Below are 12970 nucleotides of genomic sequence, written 5' to 3' on the forward strand. Positions count from 1 at the left end.
GCGTTTCATGATGCGCGTCCTGGTCCCCGCGCGGCTCCGTCAGGCCGTGCGCACGTGGTTCGATGCCCGGTACATCTCCATCGCCGACCACCGCCAGGACATCCGGGACGCCCTCTGGGAGGTCCAGACCCTGCGCCGCGAGATGGCGACGCTCCAGGCCGAGGTCGAGCGCCTGCGCAACGCCAGGCCCGCGACGGCGGGGGCGGACCGCGCCAAGCTGGACGAGACCCGCCGCCTCGCCCAGGACGCCCAGCGCCTGGCGCAGGAGACGGCCAAGGCGATGGACGGCGTGCTGCAGAACGAGGTCCTGGTCTGGCAGGCCATCGACGACCTGAGGTCCCACGCCGGCGCCCAGGAGCGGTCGTGAGGGTCGTCTGGTCGGGCGGTCACCTGACCTTCCGGCTGGACCCCGAGGACGAGATCACCGGCCACGCCTCCGACGGTCACCCCGTCAAGCTCGCGATCAACTCCTGCACCGTCTCGGGCGTTCCGGACGACGCGCACCCCGACCTGTTCGCCGTGGCCGCGTGGACCGTCGCCGCCCCGTGGACGCGCAGACGGATCACCTTCGACCGGGCCGTGTCGGCCGAGGTCGCCGCCGCGCTGCACGACGGGTGGGGCGTCGAGGCCGGGCCCGTGGGCGCCGAGCCCCGCCGCGCGGGCAGCACGCTCGCGATCTCCTACAGCGGCGGCGCGGACTCCGTGGCCGCGGCCACCGTCTACCCGGATGCCCCCTTCGTCCACTTCCGGCGGGTGCCGCACTCCCGCGTGCCGAACCGGTGGCCCCACTACCGCTCGGATGTGCTCGCCAAGCTGGCCAAGGGCACCGGGCGCGAGCTCACGGTCTTCGAGTCCGACCTGGAGTACACGCTCGCCGAGCCCCGCCCCGGCTACCCCGAGCACCAGGCCGTCGCCGCGGGCGCGCTGCTGTCGGCCGACCGGCTGGACCTCGGCGGCCTCGGCTTCGGGTACGAGATGGGCTCCCGGTGGCTCGGCGGCGGCCGTTACCTGCTGCGCTACACGCCCGACAACGACCTGTGGGCGCCGCACGGCAAGTGGGGGCGGCTGTGCGCCGCGGTGGGCGTGCACATCGTGCTGCCGGTCGGCGGCGTCAGCGAGGCCGTCACCATGCGGCTGGCGCTGGGCTCGGACCTCAAGGACCACGTCCGCTGGTGCCTGCGCGGCACCGACGGCCCCTGCCGCACCTGCGGCAAGTGCCTGTACAAGGAGCTCATCCAGGCCGCCGTCGAGCGGCGGCCCCTCGACACGCCCATCACCGCCGACCGGGCCGTGGCCCGCAAGTGGATGCGCCCGCCGCCCTACGGCGGCCAGGAGATGATCCAGTACGGCCTGGCGCGCGTGCCCGGCATCGAGAACACCGTGTTCGCCAAGGCTCTGGAGTACTTCGACGTCACCGAGGAGTCGACGAGCTGGCTCGACCACTGCTACCCGCCGGCGATCGAGGAGATCCCGCGGGCGTGGCGCGAGCGGGCGGCGGCGTTCATGGCCGCCGAGGTCGGGTTCATGACGGACGACGAGGTGCGCCGGGTGGAGACCTGGGGCTCGTGAAGGAGGAGCGGCGGATGAAGGTGTACCTGTCGGTCGACATGGAGGGCGTCACCGGGCTCACCGACCCGGAGGAGATGCACGCCGGCAAGCGCGGCTACGAGCGCGGGTGCGAGCTGATGACGGCCGACGCCAACGCGGCCGTCGCGGGCGCCTGCGCCGCCGGCGCCACGTCGGTGCTGGTCAACGACGCGCACGGCTCCACCAAGAACCTCCGCATCGACATGCTCGACCCGCGCGCCACCCTCGTCCGCGGCCCCGGCAAGGCGCAGCGGATGGCGCAGGGCCTGGACGGCTCGTACCAGGCGGCGGGCTTCGTCGGCTACCACGCCCGCGCCGGCGTCCAGCACGGCGTGCTCAACCACACGTGGATGGGCAAGGAGATCCAGAACGTCTACCTCAACGGCGAGGTGTGCGGCGAGACCCGGCTGGTGGCCGCGTGCGCCGGGTTCCACGGCGTCCCGGTCGTGCTGGTGACCGGTGACGAGGCCGTCGGTGAGGAGGCGCGCGAGCTGCTCGGCGACGTCGAGACGGTCGCGGTGAAGAAGGGGATCGACAAGTTCTCGGCCGAGTTGCTGCCGCCGGGCGTCGCCCAGTCCCTCATCCGTGAGGCCATGGAGCGGGCCCTCAACCGGTTGACGGACTTCACGCCGTACCAGCCGGCTCCGCCGTACACGCTGGGGGTGGAGTGGAACTCCACGGCCATCGCCGCCGCGGTGGGGCTGATCCCGGGGGTGAAGGCGGTGGGGTCGCGGCACGTCGAGTTCACGACGGACGACTTCACGCAGATCATGGCGCTGTTCGGCATCTTCGCCACGATCGGCGGCCAGATCGCCTGCGGCAGCGGCCCCTACGGCTGACACGGCCCGGCCGGACCCGCCGCGACCGACGCGGGGTGTACGGTGCGGAGCGGCCGTCGCCCCGCCGAGGGGGACGGCCTTCTGGATGTCCGGAGACCTGCCTGGAGAGAGGTACGGCGTGGAGGGTGCGGCGCTGACGCGGCGGGGGCTGCTCGTCGGCATCGGGGCGGCCGGCGGCGCGGGCGCGATGTACGCCGCCATGGGTGCTCTGGGCCTGGCGCCGTCCGCTCAGGACAAGGCGTTCGCGGCTCCGCGCCCCGGCGACTTCTCCCTCAGCGGCAGGGCCGCGGCCAAGGTGGTGATCCTGGGCGCCGGGGTCGCCGGGCTCACCGTGGCGTACGAGCTGGGCAAGGCCGGCTACGACTGCACGCTGCTGGAGGCGCGCGGGCGCGCGGGCGGGCGCAACCTCACGCTGCGCGCCGGCGACCGGCTGACCGAGATGGGCGGCGGCTCGCAGGAGGCGAGGTTCGGGGAGGGCGTCTACTTCAACGCCGGCCCCGGCCGCATCGCGCAGTGGATGGTCACGCTCGACTACTGCCGCGAGCTGGGCGTGCCGATCGAGACGTTCGTGAACAGCAACGCCCAGGCGTACGTCCACACGAACGGCGGCACCGTGCGGGCCCGCACCGCAAAGGCCGATATGTACGGATATATAGCGGAGCTACTGGCCAAGGCGACGAACGCCGGAGCCCTCGACCGGCGGATGACCAAGGACGACCAGGAGCGCCTGCTGGACTTCCTGCGCAGGTTCGGCGACCTCGGCCCCAAGCTGGACTACGAGGGCTCGCCGCGGCGCGGTTACCTGACGTACCCGGCCCTGGACGGCGGGACCCCCGTCACCGGCCCCGGCACGCTCCACGACGTCCTCGCCGCCGGCACCGGCCGCGCCATACTCAACGACTTCGGCTACGACCAGGCCACACCGATGTTCCAGCCGGTCGGCGGCATGGACGCCATCGTCGCGCGGCTGACGGAGGCCGTGGGCGCCGACCGGATCAGGACCGGCGCCCGCGTCACGAAGATCACGAACCTGGCCGACGGCGTCGAGGTCACCTGGGACGGCGGCAGCCTCAAGGCCGACTACTGCGTCGCCACCCTGCCGCCCCATCTGCTCGCCCGGGTCCCGCACAACCTGGGCGCCCAGGTCACCGCCGCGCTGAGGACGCCCGTCCCCGTCGCCGCCGGCAAGATCGGCATGGAGTACGGCCGGCGCTGGTGGGAGCTGGAGGACCGCGTCTACGGCGGCATCACCGAGACCGACCTCGACATCGCCCACATCTGGTACCCGTCGTACGGCTACCACGCCGAGCGCGGCCTGATCGTCGGCTACTACAACACCGAGCGCGACGCCGAGCTGTACGGAGCCCTCACCCCCGAGGACCGCCGCCGCCGCGCCCTCACCCAGGGCCGCAAGATCCACGGCGACAAGTACGGCAAGGACCTGCTGTCCAGCGTCTCCATCGCCTGGGAACGCCAGGAGCACATCCAGGGCGGCTGGGTCCGCTGGCCGGCCTTTGATTCGTCGTTCACTCTTCTGCAACGTCCCAGCGGAAGGGTCTACTTCGCGGGCGACTGGCTCACCCACCTGATCGCCTGGCAGGCGGGGGCCATGGAGTCGGCCCGCGCCGCCGTCACGCAGCTGCACCAGAGGGTGCTGCGCGCGCAGTGACGGCGCCGCTGTCACCGGGACCGCGTAGGGTCCTGGGAGAGCGAACGAGGAGATGGGATGACGTTGCACTGGGTGCCCGCGACCGAGCGGACCGACCTGCTGGCCGACCCGGTGGCCCGCGCCGTGCGCGAGCTGGCCGAGGCCGCCGAGGTGGCCGAGATCGACCCCGAGCTGGCCGACACGGCGGCGTTCTGCGAGCGCTACGGCGTCGGCATGGACGAGTCGGCCAACTGCGTCGTCGTCGCGGCCAAGCGCGGCGGCGAGACCCGCTACGCGGCCTGCATGGTGCTGGCCACGATGCGGGTCGACGTCAACGGAGTGGTGCGCAAGCACCTCGACGCCCGCAAGACGAGCTTCGCGCCGATGGCGCAGGCGGTCGAGCTGACCGGCATGGAGTACGGCGGCATCACGCCGCTGGGCCTGCCGGCCGACTGGCCGATCCTGGTCGACGCGCGCGTGGCCGAGCATCCGAAGGTGGTCATCGGCAGTGGCCTGCGCCGCAGCAAGCTGGCCGTCGCCGGCTCCACCCTGGCCGGGCTGAAGGGGGCGGAGGTGCTCGCCCTGGCCACCGACGCCTCATAGGACAACAGCCAGCAGAAAAAGCACTAAGTAGAACAACACCCAGCAAAACAATACAAAGCAGACGGTCGCCGCGGCCCGCGAATGTCGTGGCCGATTCGATACCGACGGATCGGAAACCGATGGCCCCGATCCGGACGTTGTACGAGTGGGAATGTGGCCTCATGGTTCATCTCGTGGGCGGGGATTAAGCCGGTATGGTGCTTCATGCCATGAACGATGACCGACTTGGCCCTTACCGGCTGCTCAGGCGGCTCGGTGAAGGCGGAATGGGCGTTGTCCACCTCGCTGCCGACCCCCAGGGCCGGCAGGTGGCGGTCAAGGTCCTGCGGGGCGAGGTCGCCGGCGACGAGGTCGCCAGGCGACGGCTGTCGCGCGAGGTCGAGACCATGCGCCGCGCGCGCAGCAAGTACATCGCCGAGGTCGTCGACGCCGACGTGACCGGTCATCGTCCGTACATCGTCACGCGCTACGTCGCCGGACGCTCGCTGGACGAGATCGTCAAGGACGACGGCCCGCTGGACCTGCCCGCGCTGGTGCGCATCGCGCACGGCGTGGCGACGGCGCTGGCCGCCGTCCACTCCGTCGGCGTGATCCACCGCGACCTGAAGCCGGGCAACGTGCTCATCCTCGACGGCGAGCCGGTGCTCATCGACTTCGGCATCGCGCAGGCTGTCGACGCGACGCGGCTGACCCAGACCGGCATGTTCATCGGCACGCCCGGCTACCTCGCCCCGGAGATCATCGAGGGTCAGGAGGCGGGGCCGGAGGTCGACGTCCACGCGTGGGCCGGCACGCTGCTGTACGCCAGCACCGGCCAGCCGCCCTTCGGCAAGGGCACGCTGGAGATGGTCTTCTACAACATCACCGCCGGCAAGGCCGAGATCGGCGCCGCCCCGGCCGAGCTCCAGCCGCTGCTCAAGGCCGCCTTCCAGCGCAACCCGGCCAAGCGGCCGAAGGCGGCCGAGCTGGCCGAGCAGACCGCGCGCATGCTGCCCCGGACACCGGGCCGGGCGCCTGACGAGATCTCCACCGTGCCGGGGCCCGACCGGTCGCAGTTCGACCTGGCGGCGCCGCGGCCCGTCACGGAGCGGCCGTCGTGGGAGATCTCCACGCCGCCGGTCACGCCCCGGCAGCTCCTCGACGGCCAGGACGCCCGCTTCGGCCGGCCCGGCGGGCCCGTTCCCGGGGTTCCCGGCGTCTTGGGGGTCTCCGGCGTCTCCGGGCAGATGCCGTCGCACCAGGACCTCGCGCAGACGGACCAGCCGTTCGTGTCGCTGCTTCCCGGCCAGGCAGGCGCGCCCGCGGTCGGCGGCCCGGCCGCCGGCGGTGACCAGGACGACCCGTGGGCGAGCGACGAGGGCGACCCGTGGCCGACCCGCCGCGTGACGCCCGAGGAGCTGCGCCGCATGCAGCAGGAGGCCGGCTCGCAGCCGTGGCGCAACGCGCCGCGGCCGGGCGACGACGCCTTCTCCGCGCGCCCCGGCGAGCACGTCCCGCCGCCGTCGCACGACGGCGACCTGCCGACCCGGCGCGTACGCCCCGACACGCCCGACTACGGCCGTCCGAACGTCGACTACGGCCGCCCCAACGCCTCACCCGCCCCCGGCACGGGACCGAACGCCGGCCCCGCGCCGTACCCAGGATCGGGCCCGCACGCCGCCTCGGCGCCGCCCCACGGACCGGCCGTGTCCCACGGACCGGCCCAGTCCCACGGATCGGTCCCGTACCCCGGACCGGGCCCGCACGCCGGGCCCGCCGCGTTCTCCGGGCCGCACGCCGCGCCCGGCGCCGGCCACCAGGCGAGCCATCAGGGCGGGCACCCGGCGGGACATCCGGCCGGGCACGGGTTCGGCATGGGCGGACCCGCCGGACCCGGCGGACCGTCCGGCCCCGCGCCGGTGCCGCAGCCGCGCCCCGTCCAGCAGCAGCCGCCGCCCTACATCCCCGCACAGCCCCAGTACCCCCCGGACCCGAGGACCAAGCGGGAGCTGTTCATCCCGGGCGCCGTGCCCGGCCAGGCGCTCCAGCGCTCCCGGGCGTACGGCGTGGCGGGCGCGATGCTGCTCCTCATCATGATCGTGTCGGCGGTCATGGCGCCCGTGCTGGTGGCCGTGGTCGTCGTACCCGTCGCGGTGCTGCTGCGCGCCGCCGACCTGGCCCAGCCCGAGCTGATCGCCCGCCGCTCGACCGGCGCGGCGGCGCTGGACGTGGTCAGGGTGTTCGGGCATCCGCGAGCCCTGGCCAAGTCCGTGGGCATCACGCTCGCCCTCGTGCTTTACGCGCTCATCCTCGGGCTACCGGTTACGCTGCTGCTCACCGTGGTGCTCGGGACGGACCCGTACAACGCGCTGGCCTGGGGGGCGGCGGTCGCCCTCTGGACCCTGTGCGCGGGGCCGGGAGTGGAGGGTCCGGGGCGCCAGATGCGCAGGACGCTCGCTTCCCTCGTACCCTCGAGAACAGCGGCGGTGGTCGTCGCGGGCGTCCTGGCGGCGGCCGCGGCGCTGTCGCTGGTCCTCGCCTACGGCACGTTCAGGGACGACGCGAGGAGGGCCGTATGGACTCCGGTGGACGTGGGACCTGTGGTGAAGCAGCTCGACGGACTGAAGGGGGACGCGGGGGGATGACGGGGGGAAGACGGCGATGAGCACGGGCAACACCCAGGCGCCAGAGCGACTCGGCCCCTACCGGGTGGTACGGAAGATCGGCGAAGGCGGCATGGGGGTTGTCCACCTCGGCGTCGACTCCGAGGGCCGCGAGGTCGCCATCAAGGTCCTGCACCCGCACGTGGCCGCCGACCTCAAGGCCCGCGACCGGCTCACCCGTGAGGTCGAGACCATGCGCCGCGTGCGCAGCCCGCACGTGGCCGAGGTGCTCGACGCCGAGCTCGTCGGGGGCCAGCCGTACGTGGTGACCCGCTTCGCGCCGGGCCGCACGCTGGAGGAGACCGTGCTCAACGACGGTCCGCTGGCGGCGGGCGAGGTGATCAAACTCGCCCGCGGGCTCTGCCAGGCGCTCGTGGCCATCCACGCCGCCGACGTGATCCACCGCGACTTCAAGCCGTCCAACGTCATGCTGGTCGACGGTGAGCCGCTGGTCATCGACTTCGGCATCGCCCACCTGGTCAACGCCACCCGGCTGACCCAGACGGGCATGTTCGTCGGCACGCCGGGCTACCTCGCCCCGGAGATCATCCGCGACTCGGAGATCACCCAGGCGGCCGACGTCCACGCGCTGGCCTCGACGGTGTTCTTCGCCGCGACGGGCGCGCCGCCGTTCGGGACCGGCACGTTCGAGGTGGTCTGCTTCAACATCATGGAGGGGCGGGCCCAGCTCGACAAGGCGCCCGCGTGGCTGCGCGGCTGGCTCACCCGCGCCCTCGACGTCGAACCCGCCTCCCGGCCCAGCGCCCAGCAGCTGCTGCGGATGGCCAGGGCGCTCGACCCGTCGGTCACGACCTTCCACGAGACGACGCCGGACACCGGGCCCGGCGGCACCAAGAAGCTGTCCAGCCGCACCCGGGTCCTCGACTCGTACGCCGACCTGCTGCCGCCCGTCGAGTACGGCACGCCGCCGCCCCGGCAGGAGCCGCCCAGGCCGCGGCAGGAGGAGCGCCCGCCGCCCTACGTACCGGCGCCCATGCCGGCCCGCGCGCCCGCGCCGCGGCCGGACCAGCGGGTCGCCGGCCATCCCGGCCGCGCCCCCGGCTACCCGGCTCCCGGATACCGGCCGCCCACGGCACCCGCGAGCGCGCCCGCGACCCAGGGCGGTCGCCGCCCGGCCACTCCGCCCCCGTACACGCCGCCCGCCGAGCGCAAGCGCTACCTCGTGGGCAGCCAGCTCATCGGCGGGCTGCTGCTGGTCATGCTCGTCGCGCTGACCGTCATGATGCCCGTCGCCGTGGGGGCGGTCGCCATCGCGCTCGCGGTGGTGCTGCGGGTGGGCGACTACCTGTTCGGCGACATGGTCAAGCGCCGCCAGATCCGCGGCTCCAGCGCCGCCGACCCGCTGCTCGTGCTCGTCGGCACCCCGTGGGCGCTGGTCAAGGCGGCGCTCGTGTCGCTGGTCCACGTGCCGCTGTCGATCCTGTTCGGCCTCTGCGCGTACGGCGTGCTCCGCTGGGGCGGCAGCATGGGCGTCAACGAGGCCGCCGCGTGGGCGGCCGGCGTCTTCTCGGCCGGCCTGTTCGTGCTGCCGGGCGGCGGACCGCCCCGCCGGACCGTCACCCGCGCGATCACCGGCATGCTGCGCAGCCCCGGAGCCGCCACGGTCGCGCTGCTGGCGGTGGGCACCCTGACGCTGGTCGTCGCGATGTTCGCGCTGGGCCAGGAGACGGTGTGGAGCCCGTGGCGCGCTCCCGAGACCGTGATCAGGGAGCTGACGCGCAACGCCCAGGACAGCGCGATGGGGCTCTTCACCGGCCTTGTCGACGACCTCCTGCGAAGGGTGGGACTGGGCTTCCTGTCGCCCTGGTCGTGAGTGTCCCGACGCGCCCCTGAGGGGAAGGAAGCGGTATGAGCGAGCATCTCGGCCCGTACCACCTGCTCTCCAGGCTCGGCTCCGGCGGTTTCGGCGAGGTGCATCTCGCGCTCGACCCCGAAGGGCGCACGGTCGCGGTCAAGGTGCTGCATCCGCACGTCGTGGCCGACACCGTCGCGCTGGCGCGGCTGGCGCGCGAGGTCGAGACGATGCGCCGGGTCGGCGGTCCGTACGTGGCGGAGGTGCTCGACGCCTCGCTGGACGTGGCGCGGCCGTACCTGGTGACCCGGTACGTCCAGGGCAGGCCGCTCAGCGCGGTGCCCGTACCGGTGGCCGACCTGCCGCGGCTCGCGGCCGGGCTGGCCGCGGCGCTGCTCGCCATGCACGAGGCCGGGGTCATCCATCGCGACCTCAAGCCGGCCAACGTGATGATGGCCGAAGGGCGGGCCGTGGTCATCGACTTCGGCATCGCGAGCGCGCTCGACTCGCTGTCGGTGACGGCCTCGGGGGCGGTGGTGGGCACGCCGGGCTACCTGGCGCCTGAGGTGCTCGAAGGGCATGAGGCGGGCATGGCGGCCGACGTGTTCTCCTTCGGCGCCACGCTGGCGTACGCGGCCACCGGACGGCAGCCGTACGGGCAGGGCCCGGCTTCGGCGGTGGCCTACCGGGTCGTCCACCACGAGCCGGACCTGGAGGGGACACCGGAGTGGCTGGAGCCGCTGCTGCGCCGCTGTCTGTCCACGGATCCCGCGGACCGCCCGACGGCCGCCGAGCTGTGCACGCACCTGGGCGCCCTCGCCGGTCCCGCGCGAGCCGGGGCGGTGGAGGCGCACGACGGGCAGCAGCCGCCCGCCACCTCGCCCGCTGTCACTTCCACCGCCGCCTCGGCCGCGTTCTGCCCTTCGCCGGGAGAGTCCGTGCCGGGAGCGTCCGTGCCGGGCGACTCCGTGCCGGGCGAGTCCGTGCAGGGAAAGTCCTTGCTGGGCGAGTCCGTGCCGGGCGGTTCAGCCGGGGGCGCTCTCGCGGCGGGCGTTCCTCCGTTGGGTGGCGCGGCGGCCGGAGGTCCGGCCGTCCGGCCGCGGCCCGCCGACCTGCCGCGGCCCGCCGACCTGCCGCGTGAGCGCCGCCGATCGCGGGCCGAGCGTCGCCGCGAGGGGCTGCACGATCTGGAGACGCGCGAGTGGCGGCCCGGCGACGACCCGCGGCGCCGCTCCGCCGAGGAGTCCATGGCGCGGCACCGGGAGAAGGTGCGCAGGCGCTGGGTGATCGGCTCCGCCCTGTTCGTGGCGCTGCTGGCCGCCGCGGCGCGCGAGCCGCTGCCGGAGGTGGCGCTGTTCCTGCTGGCCGGCTACACGCTGGCGGTGGTGGCCGACGCGGGCGTGGCACTGTTCTCCCGCAGGCCGTACCGGACGAGCCGGATCGTCGTGGACTTCGCGAGCATCGCGGGCGCGGCGGGGCTGTGCCTGGGGCTGAGCGCGGCGTTCAGCACGTTCACGCTCGCGCTCTTCGCGGGCACCGCGCTGGTCGTCGGGATCGTGTTCCTGCTGTCCGCCTGACCGGTGGCCCCTCGCCGCGTACCGAACAAAGTTCGGTAGGGTGGCCTGGTGAAGCCGGGACGCGAGTACGGAAGGTCGTGTTTGCGGCTAAGCTACCCATGGGTAACATGTCGGCGGGGGGCCGGGAACGACTCGTGCCACCCGCTGTCACGGAGCCCACGCGACACCTGGCAGTCTGGACAGCATCCAGCGCCCGCCGCACCGACGCGGTGGCGCACGCGAGCACGGGAGGTCGGCCACCGGCCATGAACATCGTCGTCTGCGTGAAGCAGGTCCCCGACACGGCGACCGAGCGCAAGCTGCGGTCCGATGACAAGACGCTCGACCGTGACGCCGTAGACGGCGTGGTCAACGAGCTGGACGAGTACGCGGTCGAGGAGGCCCTCAAGCTCAAGGAGGCCCACGGCGGTGAGGTCACCGTCCTCACCATGGGCCCCGGCAAGGCCACCGAGACCATCCGCAAGGCCCTGGCCATGGGCGCCGACAAGGCGGTCCACCTCAGCGACGACGCCCTGCGCGGCTCCGACGCGCTGTCCACCTCCTATGCGATGGCGCAGGTGCTGAAGCGGATCGGCTTCGACCTGGTCATCCTCGGCTCCGAGTCCACCGACGCCCGCACCGGCGTGCTCGCCGCGATGCTGGCCGAGCGGCTCGGCACCCCGCAGCTCACCCTCGCCAACAAGGTCGAGGTCGACGGGTCGTCCATCACGATCCAGCGGCTGACCGACTACGGGTTCGACCGGGTCGAGGCCACCCTGCCCGCCGTCGTCTCCGTGGTGGAGAAGATCAACGAGCCGCGCTACCCGTCCTTCAAGGGCATCATGGCGGCCAAGAAGAAGCCGGTCGAGACGCTCGGCATCGCCGACGCGGAGATCGCCGCGGACCAGGTGGGCCTCGGCGCGGCCTGGTCCGAGGTCGTGGACTTCGCCGCGGCCCCGCCGCGCGCGGCCGGCACCATCGTCAAGGACGAGGGCGACGGCGGCGTGAAGGCCGCCGAGTTCCTCGCCTCCAAGAAGTTCATCTGAGAACGGGGGTTTTGCTGATATGTCGGAGATTCTCGTTCTCGTCGAGCAGGTCGACGGCGAGGTCAAGAAGGTCACGCTGGAGCTGCTGACGCTGGCCCGCTCCCTCGGCACGCCGGCCGCCGTCTGGGCCGGCCCCGGCATCACCGACGGGGCCAAGGCCAGGCTGGCCGAGTACGGCGCCGAGAAGATCTACGTCGCCTCCTCCGGCGACGTGGTCGACTACGTGGTGGCCCCCAAGGCCGAGCTGCTCGCCCAGCTCGTGGCCGAGAAGTCGCCCGCCGCGGTGCTGGTGGCGGCCACGGCCGAGGGCAAGGAGGTCGCCGGCCGCCTCGCGGTCAAGACCGACTCGGGCGTCATCACCGACGCCGTGGGTCTCGGCGAGGGCTTCGTGGCCGACCAGTCGATCTTCGGTGGCGGCGTGAACGTCCGCTCCCGGGTGCGCAGGGGCACGCCCATCGTCGCCGTACGCCCCAACTCGACCGCCCCCGAGCCCGCCGCCGGCGCCGGCACGGAGGAGGAGGTGTCGCTCTCCCTGAGCGACACCGCCAGGGCCGCCCGCATCGTCGAGCGGGTCAAGCAGGAGAAGGGCGCGCGTCCGGAGCTCACCGAGGCCGCGATCGTGGTCTCCGGCGGGCGCGGCGTCGGCTCGGCCGAGAACTTCTCGGTCATCGAGGGCCTGGCCGACGCGCTCGGCGCGGCCGTGGGCGCCTCCCGCGCCGCCACGGACGCCGGCTGGTACCCGCACCAGTTCCAGGTCGGGCAGACCGGCAAGACCGTGTCGCCGCAGCTCTACATCGCGGCCGGCATCTCCGGCGCCATCCAGCACCGGGCCGGCATGCAGACCGCGAAGACGATCGTGGCGATCAACAAGGACCCGGAGGCGCCGATCTTCGAGCTCGCCGACTACGGCGTGGTGGGCGACCTGCACCAGGTCGTGCCGCAGCTCGCCGACGAGGTCGCCAAGCGCAAGTAGCCGCAGGGGGGAGCACGGTCTTCGCTGAATGGCGCTTCGCGCCGGGAGCTCAGGCTGTGACATTGGGGGGCGCAGCCCCCCAAACCCCCGCGCAAGAGCCGCTTCGCGCCGGGAGCTCAGGCTGTGACATTGGGGGGCGCGGCCCCCCAAACCCCCGCGCAAGAGCCGCTTCGCCGATTCGCTGGCCGATCACGTCGGATCGGCGTCATATGGCGGGGAACGCCCTGGATCAGCGAATGACGCCACCTCCGGGTCACTAGTCG

At 73.3% G+C, this 12970-nt stretch carries 10 protein-coding genes; all 10 read left to right on the plus strand.

Features of this window, described 5'->3' with window-relative positions; translation table 11 throughout:
- Window positions 1-7 precede the first annotated feature (7 nt).
- The 10 genes from MTP10_RS09650 to MTP10_RS09695 all read left to right on the plus strand — a co-directional run bounded on the left by MTP10_RS09650 (window position 8) and on the right by MTP10_RS09695 (window position 12707).
- On the plus strand, window positions 8-367 hold the full coding sequence (locus MTP10_RS09650) for a hypothetical protein (protein WP_310708712.1): 360 nt from the start codon (window positions 8-10) through the stop codon (window positions 365-367).
- Window positions 364-1569, plus strand: coding sequence for a DUF6395 domain-containing protein (locus tag MTP10_RS09655; protein WP_310708713.1), 1206 nt, complete (start codon window positions 364-366; stop codon window positions 1567-1569). Before MTP10_RS09650 ends, MTP10_RS09655 begins: the two co-directional genes overlap by 4 nt.
- A gap of 14 nt (window positions 1570-1583) precedes the next feature.
- The gene (locus MTP10_RS09660; protein ID WP_310708714.1) at window positions 1584-2426 is read left to right on the plus strand and encodes a M55 family metallopeptidase; all 843 of its coding nucleotides are present in this window, start codon (window positions 1584-1586) and stop codon (window positions 2424-2426) included.
- An 85-nt stretch (window positions 2427-2511) separates the two neighbouring features.
- Entirely contained in the window at window positions 2512-4095 is a 1584-nt protein-coding gene (locus tag MTP10_RS09665) for an FAD-dependent oxidoreductase (RefSeq protein ID WP_310708715.1), read from the plus strand.
- Window positions 4096-4152: 57 nt separating this feature from the next.
- Window positions 4153-4677 carry a YbaK/EbsC family protein gene (locus MTP10_RS09670; protein WP_310708716.1) on the plus strand — a complete coding sequence of 175 codons (525 nt, stop codon included), beginning with the start codon at window positions 4153-4155 and terminating at the stop codon, window positions 4675-4677.
- Window positions 4678-4886: 209 nt separating this feature from the next.
- The gene (locus MTP10_RS09675) at window positions 4887-7301 is read left to right on the plus strand and encodes a protein kinase domain-containing protein (RefSeq protein WP_310708717.1); all 2415 of its coding nucleotides are present in this window, start codon (window positions 4887-4889) and stop codon (window positions 7299-7301) included.
- Between the two features lie 16 nt (window positions 7302-7317).
- Window positions 7318-9153, plus strand: coding sequence for a serine/threonine-protein kinase (locus MTP10_RS09680; RefSeq protein WP_310708718.1), 1836 nt, complete (start codon window positions 7318-7320; stop codon window positions 9151-9153).
- A gap of 35 nt (window positions 9154-9188) precedes the next feature.
- The gene (locus MTP10_RS09685; RefSeq protein WP_310708719.1) at window positions 9189-10709 is read left to right on the plus strand and encodes a serine/threonine-protein kinase; all 1521 of its coding nucleotides are present in this window, start codon (window positions 9189-9191) and stop codon (window positions 10707-10709) included.
- Between the two features lie 245 nt (window positions 10710-10954).
- Entirely contained in the window at window positions 10955-11734 is a 780-nt protein-coding gene (locus tag MTP10_RS09690) for an electron transfer flavoprotein subunit beta/FixA family protein (protein ID WP_310708720.1), read from the plus strand.
- 19 nt (window positions 11735-11753) lie between these two features.
- Window positions 11754-12707 (plus strand): electron transfer flavoprotein subunit alpha/FixB family protein, encoded by a 954-nt coding sequence (locus tag MTP10_RS09695; RefSeq protein ID WP_310708721.1) that lies wholly within the window; start codon window positions 11754-11756, stop codon window positions 12705-12707.
- Window positions 12708-12970: the final 263 nt, after the last annotated feature.

This window comes from Nonomuraea sp. 3-1Str (assembly GCF_031570565.1).
Lineage (GTDB): Bacteria > Actinomycetota > Actinomycetes > Streptosporangiales > Streptosporangiaceae > Nonomuraea.

Excerpts from the sequence above, each read along its gene's own strand:
- MTP10_RS09650 (WP_310708712.1), top strand. The coding sequence starts at position 8 with ATGATGCGCGTCCTGGTCCCCGCGCGGCTCCGTCAGGCCGTGCGCACG.
- MTP10_RS09660 (WP_310708714.1), top strand. The coding sequence starts at position 1,584 with ATGAAGGTGTACCTGTCGGTCGACATGGAGGGCGTCACCGGGCTCACC.
- MTP10_RS09665 (WP_310708715.1), top strand. The coding sequence starts at position 2,512 with ATGTCCGGAGACCTGCCTGGAGAGAGGTACGGCGTGGAGGGTGCGGCG.
- MTP10_RS09670 (WP_310708716.1), top strand. The coding sequence starts at position 4,153 with ATGACGTTGCACTGGGTGCCCGCGACCGAGCGGACCGACCTGCTGGCC.
- MTP10_RS09675 (WP_310708717.1), top strand. The coding sequence starts at position 4,887 with ATGAACGATGACCGACTTGGCCCTTACCGGCTGCTCAGGCGGCTCGGT.
- MTP10_RS09680 (WP_310708718.1), top strand. The coding sequence starts at position 7,318 with ATGAGCACGGGCAACACCCAGGCGCCAGAGCGACTCGGCCCCTACCGG.
- MTP10_RS09685 (WP_310708719.1), top strand. The coding sequence starts at position 9,189 with ATGAGCGAGCATCTCGGCCCGTACCACCTGCTCTCCAGGCTCGGCTCC.
- MTP10_RS09690 (WP_310708720.1), top strand. The coding sequence starts at position 10,955 with ATGAACATCGTCGTCTGCGTGAAGCAGGTCCCCGACACGGCGACCGAG.
- MTP10_RS09695 (WP_310708721.1), top strand. The coding sequence starts at position 11,754 with ATGTCGGAGATTCTCGTTCTCGTCGAGCAGGTCGACGGCGAGGTCAAG.